21 protein-coding genes and 1 pseudogene are annotated in these 25981 nt (G+C 70.5%); 14 read left to right on the top strand and 8 right to left on the bottom strand.

What is annotated here, in order from left to right; translation table 11 throughout:
• Window positions 1–9: 9 nt before the first annotated feature.
• Window positions 10–318, bottom strand: a pseudogene (locus ACIRHA_RS32215) (transposase family protein); the annotation flags it as partial.
• A gap of 11 nt (window positions 319–329) precedes the next feature.
• On the opposite strand from ACIRHA_RS32215, the gene ACIRHA_RS32210 reads away from it, so the two are divergent.
• Together ACIRHA_RS32210 and ACIRHA_RS32205 are read left to right on the top strand one after the other, a co-directional pair.
• Window positions 330–503, top strand: a complete 174-nt coding sequence (locus ACIRHA_RS32210) for a hypothetical protein (RefSeq protein ID WP_403853205.1) — start codon at window positions 330–332, stop codon at window positions 501–503.
• Window positions 500–1003: a hypothetical protein gene (locus ACIRHA_RS32205; RefSeq protein ID WP_403853203.1), complete on the top strand. Its 504-nt coding sequence runs from the start codon at window positions 500–502 to the stop codon at window positions 1001–1003. Before ACIRHA_RS32210 ends, ACIRHA_RS32205 begins: the two co-directional genes overlap by 4 nt.
• Before the next feature lie 181 nt (window positions 1004–1184).
• Here the strand turns inward: ACIRHA_RS32205 and ACIRHA_RS32200 are convergent, their stop codons facing one another.
• The 3 genes from ACIRHA_RS32200 to ACIRHA_RS32190 all read right to left on the bottom strand — a co-directional run bounded on the left by ACIRHA_RS32200 (window position 1185) and on the right by ACIRHA_RS32190 (window position 3869).
• Window positions 1185–1874, bottom strand: coding sequence for an autotransporter-associated beta strand repeat-containing protein (locus ACIRHA_RS32200; RefSeq protein ID WP_403853201.1), 690 nt, complete (start codon window positions 1872–1874; stop codon window positions 1185–1187).
• Window positions 1875–2125: 251 nt separating this feature from the next.
• Window positions 2126–3433 (bottom strand): phosphatidylserine/phosphatidylglycerophosphate/cardiolipin synthase family protein, encoded by a 1308-nt coding sequence (locus tag ACIRHA_RS32195; RefSeq protein ID WP_403853199.1) that lies wholly within the window; start codon window positions 3431–3433, stop codon window positions 2126–2128.
• Between the two features lie 178 nt (window positions 3434–3611).
• Window positions 3612–3869 carry a hypothetical protein gene (locus ACIRHA_RS32190; protein ID WP_403853197.1) on the bottom strand — a complete coding sequence of 86 codons (258 nt, stop codon included), beginning with the start codon at window positions 3867–3869 and terminating at the stop codon, window positions 3612–3614.
• Between the two features lie 166 nt (window positions 3870–4035).
• Between ACIRHA_RS32190 and ACIRHA_RS32185 the strand changes: the two genes are divergently transcribed.
• Window positions 4036–4995 carry a hypothetical protein gene (locus ACIRHA_RS32185; RefSeq protein ID WP_403853195.1) on the top strand — a complete coding sequence of 320 codons (960 nt, stop codon included), beginning with the start codon at window positions 4036–4038 and terminating at the stop codon, window positions 4993–4995.
• Window positions 4996–5023: 28 nt separating this feature from the next.
• Here the strand turns inward: ACIRHA_RS32185 and ACIRHA_RS32180 are convergent, their stop codons facing one another.
• Window positions 5024–5590, bottom strand: coding sequence for a TetR/AcrR family transcriptional regulator (locus tag ACIRHA_RS32180; RefSeq protein ID WP_403853194.1), 567 nt, complete (start codon window positions 5588–5590; stop codon window positions 5024–5026).
• A gap of 89 nt (window positions 5591–5679) precedes the next feature.
• Between ACIRHA_RS32180 and ACIRHA_RS32175 the strand changes: the two genes are divergently transcribed.
• Window positions 5680–6768: a hypothetical protein gene (locus ACIRHA_RS32175; protein ID WP_403853192.1), complete on the top strand. Its 1089-nt coding sequence runs from the start codon at window positions 5680–5682 to the stop codon at window positions 6766–6768.
• Between the two features lie 23 nt (window positions 6769–6791).
• On the opposite strand, the gene ACIRHA_RS32170 is transcribed toward ACIRHA_RS32175, so the two are convergent.
• Window positions 6792–8282, bottom strand: coding sequence for a long-chain fatty acid--CoA ligase (locus tag ACIRHA_RS32170; protein WP_403853190.1), 1491 nt, complete (start codon window positions 8280–8282; stop codon window positions 6792–6794).
• A 245-nt stretch (window positions 8283–8527) separates the two neighbouring features.
• On the opposite strand from ACIRHA_RS32170, the gene ACIRHA_RS32165 reads away from it, so the two are divergent.
• From ACIRHA_RS32165 to ACIRHA_RS32155, 3 genes are all read left to right on the top strand, one after another.
• Window positions 8528–9901 carry an MFS transporter gene (locus tag ACIRHA_RS32165; RefSeq protein ID WP_403853188.1) on the top strand — a complete coding sequence of 458 codons (1374 nt, stop codon included), beginning with the start codon at window positions 8528–8530 and terminating at the stop codon, window positions 9899–9901.
• A gap of 61 nt (window positions 9902–9962) precedes the next feature.
• Window positions 9963–12287, top strand: a complete 2325-nt coding sequence (locus ACIRHA_RS32160; RefSeq protein WP_403853186.1) for an arylsulfatase — start codon at window positions 9963–9965, stop codon at window positions 12285–12287.
• A gap of 67 nt (window positions 12288–12354) precedes the next feature.
• A complete protein-coding gene (locus ACIRHA_RS32155) occupies window positions 12355–13419 on the top strand; it encodes an AraC family transcriptional regulator (protein ID WP_403853184.1) in 1065 nt (354 codons plus the stop codon).
• Between the two features lie 48 nt (window positions 13420–13467).
• Here ACIRHA_RS32155 and ACIRHA_RS32150 read toward each other — a convergent pair whose 3' ends face one another.
• Complete coding sequence (locus tag ACIRHA_RS32150) at window positions 13468–15360, bottom strand: alkyl/aryl-sulfatase (RefSeq protein WP_403853182.1); 1893 nt, start codon at window positions 15358–15360, stop codon at window positions 13468–13470.
• A 319-nt stretch (window positions 15361–15679) separates the two neighbouring features.
• Here ACIRHA_RS32150 and ACIRHA_RS32145 point away from each other — a divergent pair, with 319 nt between their 5' ends.
• The 5 genes from ACIRHA_RS32145 to ACIRHA_RS32125 all read left to right on the top strand — a co-directional run bounded on the left by ACIRHA_RS32145 (window position 15680) and on the right by ACIRHA_RS32125 (window position 19796).
• Window positions 15680–16240 (top strand): 2,4'-dihydroxyacetophenone dioxygenase family protein, encoded by a 561-nt coding sequence (locus ACIRHA_RS32145; RefSeq protein WP_403853180.1) that lies wholly within the window; start codon window positions 15680–15682, stop codon window positions 16238–16240.
• Window positions 16240–17322: a zinc-binding dehydrogenase gene (locus ACIRHA_RS32140; protein WP_403853178.1), complete on the top strand. Its 1083-nt coding sequence runs from the start codon at window positions 16240–16242 to the stop codon at window positions 17320–17322. The genes ACIRHA_RS32145 and ACIRHA_RS32140 overlap by 1 nt, the downstream gene beginning before the upstream one ends.
• A 204-nt stretch (window positions 17323–17526) precedes the next feature.
• Window positions 17527–18546: an AraC family transcriptional regulator gene (locus ACIRHA_RS32135; RefSeq protein ID WP_403853176.1), complete on the top strand. Its 1020-nt coding sequence runs from the start codon at window positions 17527–17529 to the stop codon at window positions 18544–18546.
• A gap of 95 nt (window positions 18547–18641) precedes the next feature.
• Window positions 18642–19628 carry an NAD-dependent epimerase/dehydratase family protein gene (locus tag ACIRHA_RS32130; protein ID WP_403853174.1) on the top strand — a complete coding sequence of 329 codons (987 nt, stop codon included), beginning with the start codon at window positions 18642–18644 and terminating at the stop codon, window positions 19626–19628.
• Between the two features lie 3 nt (window positions 19629–19631).
• The gene (locus ACIRHA_RS32125) at window positions 19632–19796 is read left to right on the top strand and encodes a hypothetical protein (protein ID WP_403853172.1); all 165 of its coding nucleotides are present in this window, start codon (window positions 19632–19634) and stop codon (window positions 19794–19796) included.
• Between the two features lie 303 nt (window positions 19797–20099).
• On the opposite strand, the gene ACIRHA_RS32120 is transcribed toward ACIRHA_RS32125, so the two are convergent.
• Window positions 20100–20303 (bottom strand): cold-shock protein, encoded by a 204-nt coding sequence (locus tag ACIRHA_RS32120; RefSeq protein ID WP_351344521.1) that lies wholly within the window; start codon window positions 20301–20303, stop codon window positions 20100–20102.
• Window positions 20304–20905: 602 nt separating this feature from the next.
• Here ACIRHA_RS32120 and ACIRHA_RS32115 point away from each other — a divergent pair.
• Entirely contained in the window at window positions 20906–21307 is a 402-nt protein-coding gene (locus ACIRHA_RS32115; RefSeq protein ID WP_403853170.1) for a CU044_2847 family protein, read from the top strand.
• Window positions 21304–25626: a trypsin-like peptidase domain-containing protein gene (locus ACIRHA_RS32110; protein WP_403853168.1), complete on the top strand. Its 4323-nt coding sequence runs from the start codon at window positions 21304–21306 to the stop codon at window positions 25624–25626. The genes ACIRHA_RS32115 and ACIRHA_RS32110 overlap by 4 nt, the downstream gene beginning before the upstream one ends.
• The last annotated feature ends 355 nt before the right edge of the window (window positions 25627–25981 follow it).

The following is a 25981-nucleotide window of genomic DNA, read 5'->3' as shown; positions in this document are numbered from 1 at the left end:
GGGCCCGAGTGCGTGGGTGGTGTTGTGGCGTCGCTGCCACCGCTTCAGGCGGCGGCCTCGGATCGGTACCAGCACGGGTCGGCCGACGCGGTCCGCGTAGGTCGTCAACTCGGTTCCGGCCAGGGCGTCGAGGAGGCCGTGGGTCCGGGTTGCGGTCAGGTCGTGGGTGGAGCCGGGCAGGGCCGCTGAGATCCAGATCAGGCGCCCGGCCGGGTCGGCGATGACCTGCACGTTCATCCCGTGCTTCTTGTGTTTCCCCGAGTGGTACGACGGGTCGGCGGCGATCCGGTCGATCGGCAACAGGGTGCCGTCGAGCAATCATCGGGATCGTGGCGCTGCTCGTTGCCCTGGCGAGCCTGGTGCACGACCTGCTCACGGGTCCATTGTCCGCATCTGCTGCAGGGTTGAGCAACAGCGGCCACAATACCAATCCGAAGACCGGTCAAGTCTTCGTGGGCGAGTCGAAGAACGTGCGCGCCGCGTTCCCCTGGGAGATCCCGTGAACAGCATCAAACCCACATGGTCCGAGCGCGAGTTGCCTGCCTTCTTCAAGCAATGGCGCACCGATTGGAAGAACGAAGAACTCGGTCCGGACAACTACCTCGACTTTGAGGGCGGCCTGCGGTTTGTTCTGGCCGCCGCCTGGATGTTCTGCCCCGAAACGATCGAGTACCGCGGCTGTGTATTCCTCAAGGACCATTTCTATCAGAACACCGTCGACGACTGGTTCTCGAAGCTCGGCGATGAACGGAAGAGAATCGAATCCGTCGTCAACCACGTTGAGTTGTGGGGCACGTTCAACAACACCCCGCTGACGGATGACGATCAGCTAGGGGAGGAATTGCCTCAACTGGCGTCGGCCCTCGGGGAATGCTGGCAGGGAATCCTGTCCACGCGCTACTCGGACCGCCAGGTCACCGTCGACGTCAGCGATGAGGAGGACGGTTCCTACGGGCCGACCGTGACCTTCTGGACCTCTCCGGCAGGGTCCGCCTTCGGGTAGCCCATGCAGGGGCCCTGCGCCTGCCGAAAAGTCCATCCGCGCCGTTCGAGCGGCATGTCTATGACGGGGGTGCGCCCCAACTGCACTACCCAGGGCGCCGTCGGATGCGCGGTGGCCCCCAGGGCTCGGACGCGCCGGGGCGCATGTTCTATCGCGGCGATGACGTACGGGCGCGCTCCGGTCAGGGTGCGTGTCTCGATGAAGTCGTAGGCCAGGATGGCCTCGGCCTGGCCGGGGCCGTGGATCCGGGCGTCGGTGGGTGCTCGGTGTCGAGGGTGACGGCGAGGGTGTTGCCGTCGGCGGAGACGAGCGCGCGGTGGGCGACGGACACGGCCGGTTCGCCGTCGTCGGACACGGTCACGGCGAGGGTCGTGCCTGCCCCCTGGCCGTGGACGCCGTGCACCCGCAGCGGCGCCGCCACCCGCAGGGTGCCGCCGCGTACCGACACATCCCCGCGCCCGAGCGTGTTCCGCGAGCCGGTGGTGAGGACGCCGGCCTCCAGCGTCGTACCGCCGGTGTGGTGGTTGGCTCCGGTGAGTGTGAGCGTGCCGGTGCCGCGCTTGGTCAGCGCGCCGGGCCCGCCGATGTCGCCCCGCCAGGCGTCGGCCGCCGCGAAGCCGCCCGCGGCGGCGTCCACGGTGACCTCGACGTCCGTGTCGAACATCCCGTAACCGTCCGCAGCGGCGAAGAGGTTGAGCCGTCCCCACTGCTCGAAGCCCTCGTCGAGCAGGGCGTAACCCGCGGGGAGCGCGGTCGTGCGCAGGACCTCGCGCCGCTGGTCGGCGGTGAGGTACGGCAGCCGGGTCTCCAGGAGTACTTCGGCTGCCCTCGGGACGGTCATGGACTGGTCGGTGACCTGCTCCTTCGGCATGGTGTAGGGCAGATGAGGCCCCACCGTGCGGGAGTTGCGGGTCCGGTCCGCGTACGGGTCCGTGTCGCCGCCTTCAGTTCGGCGTTGTGCGGGTCGGCGAGGGTGGCGGCGGTGACGGCTGTGGCATGCCCGCCACGACGCGGGTGTGCGACAGCCAGAATGCGCGCGTCACCATCTCCTGGAACCGCTCCGGGACCGCGTAGGCCATGGTGAGTGCCGCCAAGTAACCGGCTGGCGGTGACCGAGAAGGCCTATTCCTCGACCTGGTTCGGATCGATCGGGATCTCGCGTGCCGTATTCTCGGCGCGCTCCTCGGCGATCAACTGCCGCGCCACGGTCCCGCAGCAGCGGTTGAACTGGTTCTGCCAGTCCGTCATGAACGTGTCGTAGCTGGACTGGCCGACCAGCTTCAGGTCCGACTCGTCGTTGTGCCAGACGCCGTTGCTCGTCCAGTTCGAAGAGCCGACGAACACAAGTCTGGAGTTGGCCGCACCCGCGTAACCGCCGCTGACCATCATGTACTTGTCGTGTGTGTAGTGCAGGGCGTTGCCGTTGGCGTCGGTGCCGCGGGTGGTGTCGTGCACGTCGATGTTCGGCCGGTCCTTCAGGTAGTTCTGTACGCTGCCGTCAACCTGGCCGGCGGTGAAGAGTATGTGTATCTTGACGCCGGTTTTTGCCAGGCTCACCAGCTTCTTCGGCAGTTCAAGATAGTTCGCGTCGCCCGGCTGCCCGTGAGAGGTCCACTGGAACATGGCGATGTTGATCGTGGCCGGCGCCTTGATGTTGTTCAGGAAGTCGACCCAGGTGTCGCTCTTGGAGCGTGCCTTGGGCCACTGGTAGGAGGGCGGGGACAGTGTCGTCCTGGCGTCCGTGCCGCTGGTGGAGTTGTAGTAGTCGGGCACCAATGGGCCCGGGCCGCCCTGCGCTCCCTTGGCCATGGCTGTGAAGTAGCGGACGTAGGAGTTGTACAGGTCGACGTTGCCCTTGACTGTGGCGCCGCTGTTCCACGCGGTTCTGGCCTGGGCGGAGGTGGGGTTGGCGCTGGTGACGGTCACCGTCCTGTTCGCGTCGCTGCCGCCGCTGAGCATGTAGTACTTCGCGTGCAGGGCGGAGCCGGAGTAGTGGGTCAGGCAGCCGCCCGGGCACAGTGCGGCGAAGCTGGAGGCTTGCGGGTCGTTGCCCAGTTCGGTGACCATCGACTGCCAGATCGCATTGTCGCTGTGAGAGTCCATCAGCGCCTTGACGATGACGCCGCGCTGGTGCGCGGCGATGAGGGCGTTGGCGAAGTCCGGGCCGGGCTGCGTGTTGCCTATCGAGTACATGGCGACGCGTATGGTCTGCCCGCAGCTGGCGCTGTTGATCGATTCGATGATCGGGCCCATGACGTTCATCTGGGCGTCGGCGTCCTCCGGGTCGTTGAAGCTCGGGCCCGGTCTTGAGGTGAACGTCCGAGAGTCGCAAGTGAGCGGAGGCTTGGCTTTCTTGACCGCCGCGTGCGCCATTGTCGGCGACAGTGCGGTGACGGCCAGCGCGGTGATCAACGTGAGCGTGCGCTTCATGGACGGGCCTTTCGCGGGGTTGTTGACGATGACGAGTCGGGGTGTTGCTGTGCTGATCGACCCATGAGTGGTCGCCGAGGTGGGCCTGGTGGCCGACGTCGCAGTACGGGCCTGTCCGGCAGTTCGGTGTGACGGGATCGCCTGTCATCCGGCCGGATGAACTACCCATGGCCTCGGATCAGTTGGCGGCCGTCGTCTCCTGCAGGGCGACGAAGTTCCCGGCGTTCTGCTGCCCGGGCGCGGTGGAGTTGCCGGCGGAGAATGCGACGTCGCCGTAGCCTTCCCCGCTGAAATCTGCTGTGTGGTGCGTGACGGAGTCGGCCGTGCCCGCCGACGCGGCGAGGAGGCCGCCGGTCAGGGGCGCCGCCGCCGCGTTCGCCGTGGCGACGCGGATGCGCGTCGGAGGCGAGGTGGGAGGGCGTGTGTGCTTGGCCATGCGTTGAGCTCCTGCAGGGGACAGAGGCGCGGCGTCCGGCGGACATTCCGCGTCGATGAGGTGCCGGTCCGTTGGCGTTTGCCCGAAGTTGTTCCAGGCGTGGCCCACCGTTCGACACACAGGAGACTCGTAAAGGCGTCCGGGGGTTGCACGAGAAAGCAGGGAAATGCCCGCGACACTGCGCAAGTTGAGTCAGGGGGGCGAGTCGGTCGCCCGGGCGTTCGGTGGGCTGCTGGTGGGCGATCCGGTTGCCGGTGTCGGGTCGGGTGTCGTACGCGGACAGGTAGAGAGTTTGCTCGCGGAGGAGGAACTGGCCTTCGTTGTGGTCCTGTTCGGCTGTGGTGGCGCATCTGCTGCCGGAGGCCACGAAGCGGATGGTCTCGCCCTGCGTGAGGTGCTCCGGAAGCTTCTTGATCCCGCGTTCGCTGCCGAGAGGCCGGTTGAGGCGAGCGGCAGCCCGGAGGATGTCCTCGCGATCGGCGGCGGTGCCGATCGGTGCGGCCATCTTGTTGGCCTTCTCGGCGAGGCGCCGCAGTTTGGAGACGAGGGCGAGGGGATTCCGCCAGTGAGCGTCAGGGTGGCGGTGCCGTGGCGCAAATCCTTGAGGCCGATGCGGCGCAATCCGGCGAGTGCGGCGGCTTTCTGGAAGTCCTTGAGGGCTTGTTGCGGGCGCGGTGGGGCGTCGTCGGCGCGAGCGAAGACACGAGGCCGGTGGTGCGCGGCCGGTGGCTCGTTGGCGGCGGCGCAGGACCGTGATCGCGTGGCGGGGCAGGGTGGTCCAGGCGCTGCTGGCCGTGGTCTTGGTGGGGCCGAGCAGCGGGTGGCGGTTGTCGATGGCGGCGAGGGAGCGGTGGACGCGCAGGCTCCGGCCGGGCAGGTCGAGGTTTTCGTAGGTGAGGCCGAGGGCTTCGCCGCGGCGCAGTCCGGTGCTGATCATGACGGTGCACAGGGGGGCATCGGCGGCCAGTCGGTGGACGCCTCCGCGACCGTCGGCGAGGACAGTCGCGGATACGTCGGCGGTCAATCACGTGACGGGCGCAAGCGCCACAACCTGACCGACACCGCGGGCCTGTTTGCGGATACGACGGCGGTACATCACGTGACGGGCGCAAGCTCCACAGCCTGACCGACACCGCGGGTCTGTTTCTGGAGGTTCAGTTGGCTCCGGTGGTGAGCACCGCGTGGAGCGCGTCCTCGGCGGCGTCGAAGCACCTGGGGAAGGTGTCCTCGCCGTGGGCCCAGCGTCCGAACGCCTCCTCGGAGACGATCGAGGCCACGCGTGCGGCGAGGTGTGCCTCGGCAGGTCCGGCTCCGCGCTGTTCCAGGGCGCTCTGCAGCGAGGCGGTGACCTCGGCCGACTTGCTGCGCTCGCGTTCCAGGAGTTCCGCACTGGACTGGATGATCGCTCTGCGCCGCCCGGAATCGGTGACCGTCGCGCTGACCTCCGTACCGACCTCGCGCAGGGCCGACAGCGCCGCCCGTAGCGGTGGAAGCCCGGGAGCCGCGGCGAGAACGGCCTCGGTCACGGCGGGTGGAAGCCGCTCGGAGCCGGCGAAGAGAATCTCCCGTTTGTCCGGGAAGTACCGGTGGAAGGTCCGGCGGGTCAGGCCCGCCCGCTCTGCGATCTGCGTCACCGTCACGGCGTCGTAGCCGTGCTCCCCGAACAGGTCCAGTGCCGCCTGGCGCAGGCGTTCCGGAGCTCCAGCGTCCCAACGTGCCATACCTGCATCCTACCCATGGAGATGTCTCACTGTGACATCGGTGCTAGCCTGGTGATGTCACAGTGAGACATCGCAGGAGTGGAAGAGGAATGAAGCAGAGCGAGATCTGGATACTGGGGGCCACCGGCCGGGTCGGCCGGGCCGTCGCGGCGCGGATCGTGGCGGCCGGAACCGTCCCCGTGCTGGTCGGACGCGATACCGACCGGCTGCGTAAAGCCGCCGCCGACCTCGGGCTCGACGCCGACTCGAAGATCGTCGTCGCGTCCGGGGCGGACGCCATGGCGGCCGAGATCACCCGGCAGCGGCCCGCCGTCGTCGTCAACACCATCGGGAACTACGCAGAGAGCGCCGTCCCGCTCGCACGCGCCTGTATGCCGGGCGGCCACTACGTCGACCAGGCCAACGACCCGACCGCCTTCCACCGCCTGTGCGCCCTGCACGACGAGGCCGTCGCCGCCGGGAGCACCCTGGTGACCGGCGCGGGGTTCGGCGTCGTCGGCACCGAGGCGGTCGTGGCACGCCTGTGCGAGAACCGTCCCGTGCCGAGCCGGGTCCGCGTGGACGCCGTCGCCTCGGCCGCCGTCGAGGAAGGACTGCTCGGCGCCGCTCTCGCCACCGGCATCGTGGACACGTTCGCGACGGGGGGACGCCGCTACGAAGGCGGCCACTTGGTCAAGACCCGCCTCGGCGGGGAGGTCCACCAACTGACCCTGCCCGACGGAGAGCCCATGTCATCGGTCGGTGTCCCCTCCGGTGAACTCATCGCCGCGCACCGGGTGAGCGGAGCCCCCTCGGTGTCGGCGACCTCCGGCCTCGTTCCCGGCTCGCCCGCCGTTCGCGCGGCCCTGCCGCTGGTGTCGGCGATCCTGCGGATCCGGGCCGTGCGGACCTTCGCCATCAACCGGATGTCCGGGATCAAGGCCAAAGCCGCTCCCCGCCCTCGCCCCCACACCTGGGGTCACGCCGTCATCACCTGGACCGACGGCACCGTCCGCGAAGGCTGGCTGCGGACCGGCGACGCCATGGACTTCACCGCCGCCGTAGCCGCGCAGACCGCCCTCCAGCTCGCCGAAGGCAAGGCACGGCCCGGCGCTCACACCCCGTCCGCCGCTCTCGGCACGAGCCTCGCCATCACCGCCGGAGCCGACTTCGTGGACGCCGACCTCCCCCGCCACTGAACACCGTGGCGACACCCCAGCGGTCAGTCCCGTTCCGTGAGGGCGCGCTTGAGGATCTTGCCCGTGGGGCCCTTGGGGAGGGCGTCGACCAGGCGGATGGTCCTCGGGTACTTGTAGGGGGCGACGCGGGCCTTGACGTAGTCGGTCAGTTCCTCGGAAGTGGTCGTCGATCCCGGGCGCAGCGTGATGACGGCCGTGACTTCCTCGCCGTGCAGGTCGTGCGGGACGCCGACGACCGCGGCCTCGGCGACGGCGGGGTGGGTGTAGAAGACCTCCTCGATCTCGCGGGGGTACACGTTGTAGCCGCCGCGGATGATCATGTCTTTCTTGCGGTCCACGATGAAGTAGTGGCCGTCGGTGTCGCGGCGGGCCAGGTCGCCGGTGCGGAACCAGCCGTCGGTGAACGCGGCCGCGTCGGCCTCGGGGCGGTTCCAGTAGCCCGTCATGACGTTGGGGCCGCGGACGGCCAGTTCCCCGGTGGCGCCGTCGGCGACGTCCTTGCCCTCGTCGTCGATCAGGCGGACCTCGACCCCGTCGACGGGTGTGCCGATCGAGCCGGGCTTGCGGACGCCGTCGACCGCCCCCAGCGTGACCACCGGGGAGGTCTCGGACAGCCCGTACCCCTCGACGACCGGGCAGCCGAAGGCGGCCTCGAAGCGGTGGAGTACGTCGACGGGCATCGCGGCGCCGCCGGTCGCGGCGACCCGGACGGCGCCGGCCCCCGCCCCGCCGGCCGCCTCCGCCGCCGCGAGCAGCGCCACGAACATCGTGGGCACGCCCTCCATCACCGTGACCCGGTCGCGGGCCAGGATGCGCAGGGCGGCCGCGGCGTCGAAGCGCGGCAGCAGGGTCACGCAGGCTCCGGTCAGGACGGCGGCGTTGAGCCCGCAGGTCTGGCCGAAGACGTGGAAGAAGGGCAGGCCGCCGAAGACGGTGTCGGCGCCGGTGATGCCCAGGAGCCGGCTGACCGTCTCCGTATTGCTGCGGAGGTTGTCGTGGGTGAGGACGGCTCCCTTGGGCCGCCCCGTGGTGCCGGAGGTGTAGAGGACGACCGCGGGGTCGTCGCCGGCCCGGTCCACGATCCCGCCGTGCGGCCGCACGGCGGCAAGCGTCGTGGCGAACACATCGTCGGTGACATCGGTGCAGGGGATGCCGAGCCGGTCGGCGGCGGCCGACGCCTGCTCCGCCGACACACCAGAGGTGAGGATCGCGTGGGCGCCGCAGTCACCGGCCCCGTACGCGATCTCGTCCGCCTTGAGCAGCGGGTTCATCGGGACGACGACGGCTCCCGCGCGCAGCGCACCGTAGTAGACCACCGCGAACCGGGGGATGTTGGGCAGCATCACCGCCACGCGGTCGCCGGGCGTCACGCCTTCGCCGACGAGCCAGGCCGCGACACGGGCGCTCTGCTCGTCCAGGGTGCGGTAGTCGAGCACCCGGTCGTCGAGGCGCACGGCCGGACGGTCGGGGTGGGCGCCGGCGGTGTGCACCAGGTTGCGGGCGAGATTGGTCATCATCGGCCTCTTTCCTACGGGCGGGCAGAGGGCCAGGCTTGCGCAGTGGTGGACAGCCGGCCTTGACCGTGCGCGACACATGGTTGACGGGTCGCGACAAGGGGCGTCGGCGTACGGCCGTTTGTCATATGGCGACAGAAACTTGACGCCGTGTGACAAGCGTCGGGGCCGGGACGGGCGCAATGGTGTGCCGCAGCACATCTCCCGGGCCCATGAGGCCACCACCGAAGAACGGTCCCCCTCAGATGACGAACTCGGTTGGTTCCGCAGGCGCCGACGCGGTCGATCGGCAACGGCTGTCGGTCGGCCGGAAGGCCGGGTGGGGCGTCGGGGCGCTCGCGTCCAACGCCTTCAACACGCTCCCCGGTCTGCTGCTGCTCATCTACATGACGGACGCGCTGGGAGTTCCGGCAGCGCTCGCGGGCGTCGTGGTCGCCGTGCCGAAGCTGTTCGACCTGGTCGCGAGCCCGTGGGTCGGCGCGGCCAGTGACCGTGAGGCCGCCCGCACCGGACGGCGGCGCCGACTTATGGCGGCCGGTGCGGTCGTGCTGCCGTTCGCCTTCGTCATCACCTTCAGCTCCCCGGTGCGCGGGGACGCGGCCGCGCTGTGGGTGTTCGCCGCGTTCCTCGCCGCGTCCGCCGCCTACCTGTGCTTCCAGGTGCCGTACACGGCGCTGCCCGCCGAGATGGCCGAGTCGACGGCCGAGCGGACCCGGCTGATGACCTGGCGGACGCTGTTCTTCACGCTCGGCATGCTCGTCGGGGGTGTGGCGGGGCCGCTGCTCACGGAGAAGGGCACTCCGGCGGCGTACCGGACCATGGCCGTGATCATCGGTGTGGTGCTGCTCGTGGTGCTGCTGATTCCGGTGTTCACCACCCGGGACGTGCGCTCGCGCCCCTCCGAAGGAGTGTCGTCGCTGCGCGCCGCCTTCCGTACCGCCAGGGGCAACAAGCCGTTCGTGCTGCTGTCGGCCATCCTGTTCGTCTACTTCGTCTTCACCGTGATGGTGCTGACCGGGCTCCCTTACGTCGCCACGTACTTCCTGGGCGGCAAGAAGGAACAGGCCGGTGTGTTCCTGGTGTTCGCCCTCAGCTCCACGCTCGCGGTGCCCGTCGCGGGAGCGCTGGCGCGCAGGTTCGGCAACATCGCGCTCCTGGTGGCCGGACTGCTGCTGTGGACCCTCGGCGGGTTCGTCCTGTACGTCGCCGTCGACATCGGCACCGGCGCGACGATCGCCGCGAGCGTGCTGCCCGCGTTCGGCCAGGCCGCCGGGCTCGTCGCCATGTACGCGCTGCTCACCGACTGCATCAAGTACCAGGCGGAGCGCACCGGTCAGGACAGTGCGGGCGTGCTCTCCGGCGTGTGGACGGCCGTCGACACGGCCGGGCACGCCCTCGGCCCGCTCTGCTACACGCTCGTGCTCACCCTCAGCGGCTACGCCTCCTCGACCCTGGATCATCCGGTCGGTCAGTCGTCGGCCGCGCTCGAAGGCATCCGGCTCGGCTTCTCGGCCCTGCCGGCGCTGCTTCTGCTGACCGCTCTTCCGTTGGTGCTGCGCTACCGCCGCGTCGTCACTGCCCTGCCCGACGCTCCGGACCCGCGTCCGGCCGATATGTGACGCCTCAGGGCTCCCACCAACTCGCACCATCCGCAAGCCCGTTGAAAGGAACGACCCCGTGGTGAATCCGGCCTATCGTGCCACCCTTCCCATCCAGCAGCCGAAGCGTTCGACGGCCACACCGATGGACGTCCGCGACGCCCGTCAACCCGAGCCGCTGGAGCGGATCAGGCCGCCGAAGGGCGCCCCGAACGTACTGATCGTCCTCGTCGACGACATGGGCTTCGGCGCGTCCTCGTCGTTCGGCGGCCCGTGCCGGATGCCCACCGCCGAGCGGCTCGCCGGCGACGGCCTGCGCCTGAACCGCTTCCACACCACGGCGATCTGCTCGCCCACCCGCGCTTCACTCCTCACCGGGCGCAACCACCACACCGTCGGCGCCGCCGGCATCACCGAGCTGGCCACCAGCCACGACGGCTACACCTCCGCGCGCCCCGACTCCTGCGCGCCACTCCCGGAGATCCTGCGCCGCAACGGCTACAACACCTTCGCCTTCGGCAAGTGGCACCAGACGCCGGTCTGGGAGACCTCCCGCTCCGGCCCGTACGACCGCTGGCCGGTGGGAGAGGGCTTCGAGCGCTTCTACGGGTTCATGGGCGCCGAGACCGACCAGTGGTACCCGAACCTGTACGAGGGCACCACGCCGGTCCCCACCCCGACCGAGCCCGGCTACCACCTCAGCGAGGACCTCGCCGACCGGACCATCGCCGACATCCGCGAACAGCAGGCCGTCACGCCCGACCAGCCGTTCTTCGGGTATCTCGCGTTCGGCGCCTGCCACTCGCCGCTCCAGGCACCCGAGGAGTACATCGAGGCGTACCGCGGGCAGTTCGACCACGGCTGGGACGAGCAGCGCGAGCGCACGCTGGCCGAGATGAAGGCGCGGGGCATCGTCCCCGAGGACACCGAGCTCAGCGCACGCCCCGCCGAGATCGGCGCCTGGGCCGACCAGTCCGACGACGCCAAGCGTCTCTACGCGCGGATGATGGAGGCGTACGCGGGCATGGCCACGCACACCGACGCCCAAGTCGGCCGTGTGGTGGACGCGTTGGAGGAGATGGGCGTACTCGACGACACGCTGATCCTGTACGTCATGGGTGACAACGGTGCGAGCGCGGAGGCGGGCCCTGACGGCTGCGTGAATGAGTACGCGACGTACAACATCGTGCCCGCGTCGGTGGAGTCGATGCTGGAGCGGGTCGACGAGCTCGGCGGCCCGGGCCTCTACAACCACTACCCGGTGGGCTGGGCGCACGCCATGAACACCCCCTACCAGTGGACCAAGCAGATGGCCTCGCACTGGGGCGGCACCCGCGTCGGCACCATCGCGCACTGGCCGCGCGGCATCGAACAGGCCGGAATCCGCAGCCAGTTCACCCATGTCAACGATGTGGCGCCGACCATTCTCGACCTGGCGGGCATCCCCGAGCCGACGTCCGTCAACGGCGTCGCGCAGAAGCCCATGGAGGGTGTCTCGTTCGCGTACGCGCTGAACGACGCGGACGCCGCCGAGCGGCACACCACCCAGTACTTCGAGATCTTCGGCAACCGGGGCATCTACCACGAGGGCTGGTCGGCCTGCACCAAGCACGAGGTGCCCTGGGAGCTCAACGGCGCGCCGCGGCCGTTCTCCGAGGACGTGTGGGAGCTGTACGCGCCCGGCGACGACAGCCAGGCCCACGACCTGGCGGCCGAGATGCCGGACAAGTTGGAGCGCCTCAAGGAGCTGTTCCTCATCGAGGGCGCCAAGTACAACGTCTTCCCGCTCGACGACCGCAAGGCCGTCCGCGTGAACAGCGAGGAGGTGGGCCGGCCGCAGGTGGGCGCGGGAGACACCGTCACTCTCTATCCCGGGATGCGCGCCCTGCACGAGTCGGTGCTGCCCTCCACCCGCAACCGGTCGTGGTCGCTCACGGCCGACGTCGAGATCGGCGAGGAGCAGGCCGGTGGCGTGATCACCGCGCAGGGCAGTCGATTCGCCGGCTGGGCGCTCCATCTGCGGGGCGGCGTCCCGGTGTTCCACTACAGCTGGGTCGACGTCGAGCGCTACGAGGCGGCCGCGCCGGAACCGCTGAGCGTAGGGCGGCACGAGGTGCGCTACCGCTTCACGTACGACGGCGGCGGTGTCGGCAAGGGCGGTCTCGGTGAGCTGTTCGTCGACGGGAAGCCGGCCGGATCCGTGCGGCTCGCGCACACGGTGCCGTTCATCTACCACATGACCGACGGCCTCGACATCGGCGAGGACAACGGGAACCCGGTCACGGAGTACGACACCGTACGGGGTGTGTTCACCGGTGGGCGGATCCACAAGGTCGTCCTGGACAGCGGCGAGGACGCCCATGAGGACCCGCTGGGGGAGGCCAGGGCGAAGGCGTCGCTGCAGTGAGTGAGTGATCCAAGGGCCGGTCGGCGAACTCTTGACTTCGGGTGACGAGATTTTGACACTTGGCGACATGAGTTCGCTGATCCGTTCCAGTTCCCTCACGGGTTTCCCCGCCCTGGTCGCCTCCCTGGGCGGCCGGGCGGACGAACTGCTCCGCGAGGCGGGCATCCGGCCGGAGGCGGTCAGCGATCCGGACGAGTACATCCCGTACCGGGCGCTGGTCAACGCGCTCGACCTGGCGGCCGGCCGGCACGACTGCCCCGACCTGGGGCTGCGGCTCTCCACCCACCAAGGCCTGGACATCCTCGGGCCGGTCGGGCTCATCGCCCGGCACGCCACGTCGGTGGGTGACGCCCTCAACAGCATCGCCCGGTTCCTGTACCAGTACAGCCCGGCGATCGAGATAACCGTCGACACGGCAGCAGCGGAGACGACGGATACGACGGACACGGCGGGTGCGACGGACGCGGCGGGCGCGGTGGCGGAGTTCCAGTTCCGCATCCGCCCGCGCGTGCAGCGTGGGCTGATCGATCTGGCGCAGATCGGTGAGCTGTCCCTGGGGACCAGCCTGCAGATCTTCCGCATCCTCATCGGACCCGATTTCGTACCGCTGTCGGCCAGTCTTCTGCACTGTCCGGGCGCGCCCATGGCCGTGTACGAGAGGTACTTCGGCTGCCCGGTGACGGTGGAACAGGACCACTGGGGCTTCCGGTTCGCGGCCGATGTGCTGGACCGGCCGGTGGAGGGCAGTGATCCGGCGGTGCGCCGGATGGTCCTCGAATACCTGGGCCGGGGCGCCCAGGTGTTCGGCGCCGACGGGCTGCCCGCCGAGGTGCGCGGCATCGTCAAACGGGCCCTGCCCACCCGGCGGTTCGGCATCGAAGAGGTCGCGGAGAACCTGGTCGTGCACCCGCGGACGCTGCAGCGGCAGCTGGCCGCCCACGGGATCACCTTCCAGGAGATCGTCGACGACGTGCGGCGTGACCTCGCCGACCGGTATCTGCGCACGACGCGCATGCCGCTCGCGCAGCTGGCCGATGTCCTCGGCTACAGCGAGCAGAGCAGCTTCAGCCGCTCGTGCCGCCGCTGGTTCGGCTGCTCGGCGCAGGCCAGGCGGGCGGCGGCGTCGAACTGACGCCACCTGCCCGGCGCGGGGTCGGCCCCCTGCGGGGCGGGGGCGTCGTCAGGGCGTCACGATCGGGAAGGACGGGTCGAAGGGCTCGCCCAGCGAGAAGAGGGTCGCGACGGCGGCCCGGTCCCCCTCGACCTCGGCCCGCCCCCCGGGCAGCGCGTCGAGTTCCACGCCGCCGAGGGCCAGTGCCGCCAACACCTGCTTCTCGACGGCGAGTTGGGCATCGGCGTCGCTGCGGTGCCGGCCGTACGTCGGTACCAGTGCGCCGTTGCTGAGTTCGACCACGGCCTGCTCGCCGGTGTCCGTGACCGTGAGGTTGACGGTCATGGGGTGCCGGGCGGCGGTGGGCCCCACGATCCGGATCGCGAGCGCGTCCAGGATCATGCGGGTGGTCAGCGCGGCGGCCACGTCGGGCGTGCCGACCTGAACCGCAGGGGGCGGTGTGCCGTGGCGCAGCTCATGGGCCCCGGACAGGTAGAAGTTGCGCCACACCGCCGACTCGGCCTGGTAGCCGAGCTGTTCGAGCGCGGCGGCCTGCAACTCGCGGGCTCCGGTGTGGGCCGGCTCGGCGAACACCGCGTGGTTGACCAGCTCCGCCACCCACCGGTAGTCCCCGTCGTCGTACGCGGCGCGCGCCTGCTCCAGGAGGCGGTCGATGCCGCCCGCCAGCGCCACGTAGCGGCGGGCGGACTCGGCGGGTGCGTACGGTTCGAGATGGGCCGGGTTGCCGTCGAAGTGGCCCAGGTACTTCTGGTAGACGGCCCGGCAGTTGTTGCCGAGAGCGCCGTAGTAGCCGCGGCTCGACCAGTGGCGGGCCAGCGCCTCGGGCAGCTCGACCAGGTCCGGGATCTCGTGCAGGGTGTGGCCCTGGTTGGCCAGGCGCAGCACCTCGTCGTGGAGGTAGCGGTACAGGTCGCGGTGGGCGCGCAGGGCCTCCGCGCACGCCTCGCGGCCCCAGACCGGCCACTGGTGACCCAGGAAGATCACATCGGTCTCGGCGCCGAACAGCTCGACCGACTCGTTCAGGTACTCGCTCCAGGCGAGGCCGTCGCGGACCTGCGCGCCGCGCGGCGTGTACAGGTTGTGCATGCTGTGGACCAGGTTGTCGGCCATGTTGAGGGCCTTCAGGTCCGGGAAGTGGATGTTCATGTCGGCCGGCGACTCGGCCCCCGACATCAGTTGGAACACCATGCGTACGCCGTCGACGACGAGTTCCTGGCCGGTCGTGTCGACGGCCCGCGTCGGCGCGAGGAGGGTCACCCGCCCCTGCGAGGGGGCGTGGCCGAGCCCGGTGCCGAGCTGGCCGCGGTCGTCGTCGGAGAGGTGCATGCCGTACATGTAGGCGGCGCGGCGGGTCATCGCGTTGCCCGCGAACACGTTCTCGCTGACGGCGTGTTCCAGGAAGCCGGCGGGAGCGATCACGGGCACGTTCCGTTCGGCGGCCTCCTCGGCCGTCAGGACGCCCTTGGCGCCGCCGAAGTGGTCGGCGTGGCTGTGCGTGTAGATCACCGCGGTGACCGGACGGTCCCCGAGGTGCCGGCGCACCAGGTCGAGGGCGGCGCGGGCCGGTTCGGCCGTCATGAGGGGGTCGATGACGAGGTAGCCGGTGTCGCCGGCGACCACCGTCATGTTCGCCATGTCGAAGCCCCGTACCTGGTACAGCCGCTCCGTCACCTCGAACAGGCCGTGCCCACTGTTGAGTTGGGCGTTGCGCCACAGGCTGGGGTGCACGGTGCCGGGGGCCTCGCCATGCAGGAAGTCGAACTTCCGCAGGTCCCAGACGACACGCCCGTCCGCATCGTGGATCACGCACGGGTCGATCGTGCCGATGAACCCGCGGGCGGCGTCCTCGTACTGGCGGCGGTCGGCGAAGTCCAGGCCGGTCACGGACGCGGTGTGAGCGGCCCGGGTGGCTTCGGTGGCGGCGTTGCGTTCAGTGTTCACGGTGCTCGGTCTTCTCTCGTCCTGGTCGTCTGCGACGGTGGCGCGCGGACTGTCGCGTAAGCCTCACCCTGCCCCCGCACACCATGCGCACGACTTGATCGCAGGCGACGATGCGTTGACCACGGACGACATTGAGAGTGTGGGGCCCGACACGGTGGGCGCGACGACGCGTCGTGTGCGGTCAAGAGTCTGTCGCGCAGAGTCAAGGCGCTGCCCTCGGTGGCGGGCGCATCCTCGGGACACACCCCCATTACCCCGTCACGCCGGCCGTGGGAGCACAGTTGTCCCAACGGCCGGGGCCCAACGAGAGGTTCACGTCATGCCCACTCCCGCACCGGCCCCCGCCACCACCGTCACGGGAGCCCCGCTCCCCGTCGTCGCTCTGCCGCAGGGCGAACTGCTCACCGTCAACGACAAGGACCTCCCGCTCATCAAGGACGCCCTCGGACCGGGCGTGCACTTCAAGCCGCTCCGCCTCGACCTGGAGAACGGCGAGTGGGTCGTGCTCGCCACGTTCGCACCGGGCGCGAGCATCCCGATGCACTACCACACGGGCGCGGTCGACGCCTGGACGATGAGCGGCTCCTGGAACTACATCGAGTACCCGGACCAGCCGCAGACCGCCGGTTCGTACCTCTACGAGCCCGGCGCGTCCGTCCACACACTGACCACCCCGGCCTCGAACACCGAGGACACCGTGGTGCTGTTCCGCATCTCCGGAGCCAACGTCAACTTCAACGAGGACGGCACCTTCCACTCGGTCCTCGACGCGGCCCTCGTGCGCCACCTGACGGACACCCTCTCCGAGGCGCAGGGTGTCGGCCCGGTCAACTACATCGGTGGCGGCGCCGCCGACTTCACCGTGAAGCAGGGCGGCTGATGCGCGCCGTCGTCCTGAAGGACGGAAAGCTCAGCCTCGACGACATCCCGGAGCCGGTTCCAGGGCCAGGTGAGGTGCTCGTCAAGGTCCTCGCCTGCGGCATCTGCGGCTCCGACAAGTCCTGCGCCGTGCACGGCCCGGACTTCAACCGCGCCTCGCAGGCGGCCTTCGGCGTCGACATGCTCGACCTGGACCAACCGATCGTGCTGGGGCACGAGTTCGTCGCCGAGGTGCTCTCGTACGGACCGGAAACCCAGCGGACGGTCCCTGTCGGCACGCGGGTGGTCGCGATGCCGATCCTGCTGCGCGAGCAGCAGGTGATGCTCGGGCTCGCCGGCACCGCCACCCCCGGCGGCTACGCGGAGCGCATGGTCCTCACCGAGGCACTGCTCATCCCCGTGCCGGACGGCCTCGACACCGAGACCGCGGCTCTCACCGAGCCACTCGCGGTCGCGCTGCGCTCGCTGGGCCGGGTGGACGCGGGCGGCGAGGACGTGCCGCTGGTCGTGGGCTGCGGCCCCATCGGCCTCGCCGTGATCACCCTGCTCAAGGCGCGCGGCCTCGGCCCGATCGTCGCCGCCGATCTGTCGCCCGAGCGGAGGGAGTTCGCCCGCAGGCTCGGCGCGGACATCGTCGTCGACCCGCGCGAGCGGTCCCCGTACGAGGCGTGGACGGGCGCCGCCGTCACCGACGACCCGGCACGCATGGCGCCGCCGACCGCGGTCGCCGGGCAGCTCCCGCTGCGGCCGACCATCGGCTTCGAGTGCACCGGCGCGCCGGGCGTCCTGCAGCAGCTGATCTCCGGGGCCCCGGCCGGGTCGCGCATCGCGGTCGCCGGCATCAACCTCGGCAGCGACACGATCGAGCCCGCCCAGGCCATCGTCAAGGAACTCGACCTCCGGTTCAGCCTGTACTACTCGCCGCAGGAGTTCGCGCAGACGCTGACCATGCTGGCCGAGGGAGAGCTCGACGCGACCGCGCTGATCACCGGCCGCACCGGTCTGGCCGGGGTCGCGGACGCATTCGAGCGGCTCTCCGACTCACCGGCGGACGCGAAGATCCTCATCGATCCGTCGAAGTGAGCACGCCCGCGCTTGCGGCCGCCTCGGGGAGAGGGCGGCCGCAAGCGCCCAACACTGGGGGAGGCGTGGCCGCCGACGTGCGGCGCCGGGGGAGCGCGGCCCGCAGGCATGCGCCGCCCGCTCCCCGTAGGACATCCGTCACCTCGTCCGTTCGGGTCGGGCCCAGACCTTGACACCCGCCCGTGACATGCGGATCTTGAGTGCGTGAGCGTCATACAGGGCACAGGGCTCCTCGGCTACCGCGAGCTCGTCACCACACTGGGAGCCGACCCCGATCCGCTGTTGCGGCACGCCGGTCTGCGTCCCGAGGACGTCGGCAATCCGGAGGCGTTCCTCCCGTACCTCGGGCACATCAGTGCCGTCGAGACGGCGGCGGCCGTCACCGCCACCGGCGACTTCGGCCGACAGCTCGCCCTGCGGCAGAGCATTGACATCCTCGGCCCCCTGGGCGTCGCCGTTCGGACCGCGGCGACCGTGGGCGAGGCGTTCCAGATCGCCGAGACGTACCTGGCCGCCTACGCCCCGGCGCTCGGGGTGGGCGTCGAACCGACCCACGACGCCGACCGAACCTTCTTCGAGTTCGACATCCTCATCGACCGGCTCCCGCCGCACCAGCAGTCCATGGAGCTGGCCCTCGGCGTCGTGCTGCGGGTCTTCCGCCGCCTGTGGGGCGCCGCGTACCAGCCGGTGACCGTGCACCTCCCGCATGCTCCCCTCGGCCACAAGCACGAGTACCGCGACTACTTCGGCTGCCCGGCGCGCTTCGGCGAGCCGCGGGCCGGATTCACCCTGCGTACGGCCGACCTCGCGCGGCCGGTCAGCCAGGACCAGATCGCGCACCATGCGCTGGTCGACTATCTGGAGACCGTCGTCGCCGGCCGCGACCGCAGTCTCGCCGCGCGCGTACGCCGCCTGGTACGGCCACTCCTCGCGACCGGCGTCGCGAGCCTCGACCTCGTCGCCGACCGGTTCGCCATGCACCCGCGCACCGTGCAGCGCCGGCTCGCCGCCGAGGGTACGTCCTTCAACGACCTGGTCGACGAGGTACGCAGGGAGTTGGCCGAGCGGTACATCCGCGACACCGACCTGACGATGACACACCTGGCCCGCCTGCTCGGCTACTCCGACCAGAGCGTGCTCACCCGTGCCTGCAAGCGCTGGTACGGCCGCGGACCCGCCGCGCACCGTGAAGCGCTGCAGGAACAGGCACGCGTCCCCAGCTGAATGTCGCCTGCGGTCAACCATCCGTCGCCCAGGGACGAGCCGCCGCCCGCCTCCTCGCCACATGCTGAACGCTCCGCAACGAGGAGGAGGCCCAGATGTCCGCACGTCCCGCTCCGCAGGTTCCCGGCAAGGTGTTCATCACCGGCGCCGGAGGCTTCATCGGCACCGCGCTCGCCCGCCGCCTGCGAGAACTGGGCGCGGAGGTGACCGGCGTCGACCTGAAGGCGGACGCCGACGCCGGCATCGTCCGGGGCTCCACCACGGACCCCGGTCCGTGGGCCGAGGCCCTTGAGGGCGTGGACGTGGTCATCCACACGGCGGCCGTCGTCAGCATGGTCGCGCCGTACGAACAGGCGTGGCAGGTCAACGTCCTGGGCACCCGTCGGATGATCGAGGCGGCGGCCGCGGCCGGGGTCCGCCGCTTCGTGCACATCTCCTCCGTGGCGGCGTTCAGCCACGACTACCCGGACGGCGTCGACGAGACCTACCCGGTGCGTGTCACCGGGCGTTCCACGTACGGCGATACGAAGGTCAACGCCGAGGCCGTCGCACTGGCCGCGCACGCCGCGGGTGAGATCGACGTGGTGGTGGTCCGCCCCGGCGACGTCTACGGCCCGGGTTCGGTGTGGATCCGCGAGCCCCTCAAGATGATCAAGTCGGGGCAGATGATCCTGCCGAACGGCGGCGACGGCATCTTCCACGCCGTCTACGTCGACAACCTGGTCGACGGCCTGGTCCTCGCCGCGTCCGCGGAGGCCGCCTCCGGCCAGATCTTCACGGTCGCCGACGAGCGCGGCGTGCCCGCCAGGCAGTACTTCGGGCGCCTCGCCGGGTGGACGGGCCGCAAGGTGCGCACGCTCCCGATCCAGGTCGCCGTGCCGCTCTTCGGCCTGGTCGGCGGCCTCCAACGCAAGCTCGGCAGGTCGACCGAAGTGGGCGCCGCCACCGCCGAGTTCTTCAACCGCCCCGGCAGCTACTCCATCGCCAAGGCCCGCAGGGTGCTCGGATTCGAGCCGCTGGTCGACTTCGAAGAGGGCATGCGGCGTTCCGAGGTGTGGGCGCGGGAGGAGGGCCTGGTCTGAGCGATGACCGGCACGGTCGTCGACGGGACGACCAACAGGTCACGCAGACGACGGCGCCGAAGTGCGTCGGCCTCCTGGAAACCCGGGGACGCCACGCCGCGCGGCGACGTCGGCCCCGACGCGATGATCCGCGTCAGCGCAGCCCTCCGCGCCGTCCAAGACCTCTGATCCCCGGCGTCCGGCTCGGCGAGTCGGGTGGGCTGCGGTGCATCGTGCTCCGCCGGTGAGCGAAACCCTGGTCGGCCGGGAGGACAGGGGCCGAGCTGGTGGTGTCGTCCAGGGCCGTGACGACGATATCGAGCCGTGATCGAGGTCACCGCCGGCAGCACACGCCACGAGTTGTCACGATGATCCGTGGGCGATGGACGCGCGGTCGCTGTCTTCGGCGTGACCACCGGGCTCTGCAGCCCGCCGCACACGCGCGCGACGCCCGCCTCGGCGAACCGAGGCGGGCGTCGACGTGTGTGTGGCTCAGGCGGGGGTGATGTTCTCCGCCTGCGGGCCCTTCTGGCCCTGGGTGACGTCGAAGTTCACCTTCTGGCCTTCCTGGAGCTCACGGAAGCCGGAGGCGTTGATGTTCGAGTAGTGGGCGAAGACGTCCGGGCCGCCGCCCTCCTGCTCGATGAAGCCGAAGCCCTTTTCTGCGTTGAACCACTTGACGGTTCCGGTGGCCATGTGTCCTCCAAGGGGACTCGAAGTCGGTTCCCGCACCGTGCGGGAGCCGGAGGTGGTCGTCCTGGTCCTCAGAGACTGCTAACAGCAAGCTGCCCGTGAACGCGAGGTTCACGGGCGGTACTTCGGAACCATGACTGCTGACGTGGACGTTACACGGCCGGTGCCGACGAAGCTACGGACGGAGAACGAGCCTTGTCCACTGATCTGCCGCAGCCACTGCACAAACGGGGCGTACTACCCCATTAGGCGTCACACGGATGGGTCAGCCCCCTTTGGTACGGCCCCGGAGCCCTGTCTCTGGCCCACGGCGCAAAGTAGTCAGCGCCGGATGTGGGTCCGTGCACGGTGCCGAGGCCGGCGTGACGCTGCTGTCCCGGATCGGTCTCCGAAGCCATGATCCAGCTCATGGCCCGCCGCCTCACCGGCGAAAGCACCCTCAACCGGCTCGGCACCTGAGCGATCGAACCAGACGCAGATCACCGAACCGAACACTCAGCCAAAGCGGCTTGGGCAAAAGCGAGTTGATGGAGTGACTGCGCGTGGCATCGTTGTTACAGGGGCCTCCGGTCGCAGGGGCGGGAGGCAGAACGGGGGCTGCACACATGGCGTACCTGGTGGAACTTCCGCTCGAGTCGGGTGGCGCACGGCCCGAGGACACCGTCAAGGTGACGATCGAGGAGCCGCCCGCGGACGGCCTGGTTCAGGTCGCACGGCCGGGACAGGTCGTGGCCCGCGCCACCCGTTCCCTCGGCGAACTCCTGTCCAGCGTACGGCCGGTGGCGGCGAACTTCGTCGAGACCTTCGGCGGCATGGCGCACGGGCCCGACGAGATCTGCCTCGAATTCGGGCTCTCCCTCTCGGCCGAGGCCGATGTCGTGATCAGCAGCACGGCCGCCCAGGCCAACTTCGCAGTCCGCCTCACCTGGGACCGACGCACCCCCGACACCGCCGCCGACACCGACACCGCCGCCGCGCCCACCGCCGCCAGGGACGAAGGCGCGTGACCCTCGTCGCCCGGCCGCCGGACGGCGCGGGGCCGGGGCCCGGCGTCCTCGGCGCCTCCCTGATACGGATCAGCGACGCCCGCGGAGACCCGCGCGGCGTCGGCTTCCTCGTCACCGCCGACCTGGCCTTCACCTGCGCGCACGTCGTCTCCGCCGCGCTCGGTCTGCCCGTCGGGGCGCCGCTGCCCGACGGCGCGGAGGTCACCGTCGATCTGCCGCTGGCCGGAGCGCGCTCCGCGTCCCGCGTACGTGCCCGGGTCGTGCACTGGGAGCCCGCGCAGGAGTCGGGAGCGGGCGACATCGCCCTACTGGAACTCGTGACGGTACTGCGGGACGCGCGGCCGGTGCGGCTCGTCGAGGCATCCGACATGTGGGGGCATCCGGCGCGTGCCTTCGGTTTCCCCGCCGGTCGGCGCGGGGGTGCCTGGCACTCCGCGGTGCTGCGCGACCGGCAGGCAGGCGGCTGGGTGCAGGCGGACCTTGCCGCGGACGGCCGCTACCGGGTGACCGGCGGATTCAGCGGCGGCCCCGTGTGGGACGAGCAACTCGGCGGAGTGGTCGGCATGATCACTGTGGCCGAAGCGGGGGAGCCGCCGGCCAGCTACCTCATCCCGGCCGACACCTTGCTCGGCGTCCGGCCGGGACTGCGCGAACTCACCTTGCCGCCCTCCCCGTTCCGGGGCCTGGACGCCTTCCGGGAAGCCGACGCGGACCACTTCCATGGCCGTGCGACGGAGAGCGAGGAACTGGCCGCACACATCGTGCGCGAGCAGCGCACCTGCCTGGTCGGCCCGTCGGGATGCGGCAAGTCGTCGCTCGCCCTGGCCGGTGCGGTCCCCTTGCTGCGCGCCGAGGGATTCGCCGTCGCGGTGCTGCGGCCCGCGTCGGGCAGCGGTCCCGCCGCCGCGCTCGCCGCCGCCCTGATCCCGCTGCTCGAACCGGAGTCGAGCGAATCGGAACGGCTCACGCTGCTTCCGCAATTCACCGGCACACTCACCGGAGGCGGGCTTCCCGACCTCGTCGCCCAGGTCCTCCGCCGCCAGGAACGCGAGCGACTGCTGGTCGTCGTCGACCAGTTGGAGGAAGTGTTCGGGGCAGGCCCTGACACCGCCGCCGAACTGGCCGAACTGATCCTCACCGGGCGCCCGGCCGACCCGCTGCACGTCCTGACGACGCTGCGTGCCGACTTCCTCGAAACGGCCCTCGCCCACCCGGCCCTCGGACCCGCACTGCGGCGCGGGCTCTACGCGCTCGGGCCGCTCGGCGCCGACGGGCTGCGGGAGATCGTCACGGCCCCCGTCGCCGCGATCCCCGGCGTCGACTACGAGTCCGGCCTCGTCGATGTGCTGCTCACGGACACCGGTGACGCCCCGGGCGCCCTGCCCCTGCTCGGCTTCACCCTCGACCAGCTGTGGCGGAGGCAGACCGGCGGACTGCTCACCCATCACGCGTACGGGGAACTGGGCGGCGTCACCGGGGCGGTCGGCCGGCATGCCGAACGTATGTGGGCGGCCAAGGTTCCCGAGGACGACGAGCCGGCCGCCCGCCGCCTGCTCATCGCGCTGGTGCGGGTGCCACCCGGCTCGGGCGCGGCCACCCGCAGAACGGCCGCGCGCAGCGAACTCGACCCGGTCCAGTGGGAGATCGCGCAGCGCCTCGCCGAGACCCGGCTCCTGGTCACCGGGCGCAGCCCTGAGGGCGCCGAGACGGTCGAGCTTGCCCACGAGGCGCTGTTCGGCGGCTGGAGCCTCCTCGCCGAACTCGTCGCCGAGGACCGGGCGTTCCTCGGCTGGCGGGAGCTGCTCCGGCACGACCTGGAGCGCTGGGAGCGCGCCGGTCACGCTCCCGACCTGCTGCCGAACGCGACCGCGCTCGCCACCGCCGAACCCTGGCTGCGCGAGCGCGCCGCCGACCTCAGCGAGGCCGAACGCACGTACCTCGACCAGGGCCGCGCCCGCCGCCGCGCGAGCCTGCGCAGACGCCGCTTCCTGCGCTCGGGCCTCGCGTTCGGTACCGCCCTCGTGCTCGTCTTCGGGTCGCTGTTCGCCTACTACCGGTATGTCAGCGCCGAGCGCGCCGAGCAGTCCGCGTCCCGCGCTTTCGCCCAGGCCTCCGCTGACGAGGCCGATGACGACCCCGCCCTGTCCGTACAGCTCGCGCTCGCCGCGTACGGCTCGGCGCACACCCGTGAGGCACGGGACGCGCTGCTGCGCGCCTACTTGGCGCAGGGCTTCACCGACCGGCTGCTGACCGGGCCGCAGGACGCCCCCATCGGGACCGGCGACATCATCAACGGCGACGCGGAGGCCATCGACACCAGCCACGACGGCGACGTGGTCCTCGCCCGGTCGGGCGGCGGCCGGGCCACGCTCTACACCCACGCCACCAGTGGTGAGATGCACACCCAGCGCATCGACGAGCAGGTCCAGGTCGCCCATCCGCTCGTCTCCGCCGATGGCCGCAGGACCGCGTTCCTCGCCATGGACGGCCGGTTGATCTGGTACGACGTGCACCGCGATGGCCCCGACGGGCAGTTGCTCTCTCGCGCCCACCGGCTGCCTGCCGTGCCCGGCGCGGGCAACCAGTCGTACGACGGGAATCTGGCCGCGCTCTCCGCCGACGGCCGCTACGCCGCTGCCCTCGGCAAGAAGTACCTGCTCTGGTGGGACCTGGACGCCCCGGAAGGCGCCGAGCGCAGCGGCCGGGTCCCCGCGCCGGGCGGTGTGAGCCACGACATCCGGTTCGCCCCCGGCGGCCGTACCGTTCTGGTCAAGAGCTACGAGGGGAAGAAGGACAGTTACGAGGTGAAGGCCGTCGACCTGGCCGGCGGCCGGAGCAGCACGCTCGCGGGCGGCAAGGATATCGACGAGGTGCTGCTCACCGCGGACGGCAAGGCCGCCGCGTTCTGTACCGAGCACGGTTTCGGGGAACGCGTCACCATGTGGCGGCAGTCCCTCACGGGCGGCGCGTCGCACAGCAGACCTCGCCCGTACGAGGAGAAGGACCTGAACTGCCCCGCGATGCGGAGCGTCGACCGCACCGGCCGCCGGGTCGCGGTCGCGGAGAACGGCTGGACCAACCTCGTGGATCTCGAACGCCGCACCATCGCGGTGAGCACCGGGGAGCCGACGGGCGGCGCGAGCGTGAGTGCGTATCCGCGCCTCGGTGTCGTCGACGGCGAGCCCGCGCAGATCCTCGCCGGGGCCAACCGCGTGGTCTACTCGCGGCTGGCCGCGCACAACCGGATCATCCCGACCTCGCAACGACGGCTCAACGGCGACGGCAGCAAGTTGATCGTGACCCTCGCCGACGCCTCCCGCATCGGGATCGTGCCCGTCGGCGGGAACAAGCCGACGGTCCGCGTCTACCGCCCCAAGCCGTACTGGAAACCGCTGAAGGACGACATCGTCGCCTTCGACCGCAAAGAAAAGCACCTGGCGGAACGCGTCGGCTCCAACCGTGTCATGATCCGTGACTTCGCCACGCTCAAGGCGGTCCACGAGATCACCACGGCGCCGCCGCCACCCGTTGACACCGGCAATTACCTCTCCTATTTCTTCGACCCTTCCGGAAATCTGATCACCGTCTCCGGCACGGTGGTCCAACTCTGGGACACCGACAGCGGAAAGCAGCTCGCGCGCTACGACGCCAAGGCCCTGCACCCGCAGATGAGGGACGGTGCACCGGAGATGCAGGTGTCGGCCTATCCCAAGCCCGGCAGGGTCGCGATCACCGTGTGGGACCAGCGCTACACCCGCGTCGTCGAATTGGCGACAGGCCGCACCCGGGCCCGGCTCGACACCGGCACGGACACCAACCGGCTGGCCTTCGGGGCGGACGGTCGCTACTTCGCGCTGCTGCGCCGCGGCAGCGCCGTCGAACTGTGGCAACGCGACCCGTTGCGCAAGGTGCGCGGCGGCCTGGGCCTCGGCGAAGGGGTCGAGGAGTACGCGCTCGCCTTCCCGGACAGCACGTCGTTCGTACTGGCCTCGCGCAGCACGGTCCGCACGTACCGGTTCGGCGACCCGGCCCAGGAGAAGGATGTCGTCAACCTGGGGCTGACCTCGAAGTCCGTCCCGTACCGCTTCCCGTCCCTGTCCGGCGACGGCCGCACCGCACTCGTCGATGACGACAACGGCCGCGCCTCCCCGGTCCGCCTCGACCCCGTGGTCTGGCGCACCACCCTGTGTGCCGTCATCGGCCACCGCGAACCCACCGGGGATCAGCGGGCAGGGCTGCCCGCCGCCCTGCCGGACGAACCGCTGTGCCCCGGACCCCGCGCGGAGAAGCCCAACCCCGGCCGCCCCGAGCTGATGTGAGGAACCCGGCTGCACGGGCTCCGTCGAGCAGTGAGCCGAGGACGGGGCTGCGGCCGGTCGCCTGGATGGCCTCCAGGCAGGTGTCCTGGCGGGCCTGGGTCTCGAGTTCGTTGGCCATCGCGATGCCCGGGACGCCGCGCAAAGGGAAGCCCGTCTCCTCCTTACGGTCAGCGTGGGCCAGGTATTCCCGGCCCACGGGTTCTCTGCTTAGCTGCGTATGCGGCAGTCGCGTCGAGTCGTCGGCTGTCAATCGGTTTCGGGGGGTCGGCTGTGAAAGCCTCGGGAAGAACATAACCTCGCCACCACTCAGCGTCGATCTGCGCCAACTCGCCCACACCTCTTGCGGGTTGTGTCG

This window comes from Streptomyces sp. NPDC102360 (assembly GCF_044766085.1).
GTDB lineage: Bacteria > Actinomycetota > Actinomycetes > Streptomycetales > Streptomycetaceae > Streptomyces.
Note: the sequence above shows the minus strand (reverse complement) of the source record. Positions and strands in the feature narration are given on the sequence as shown.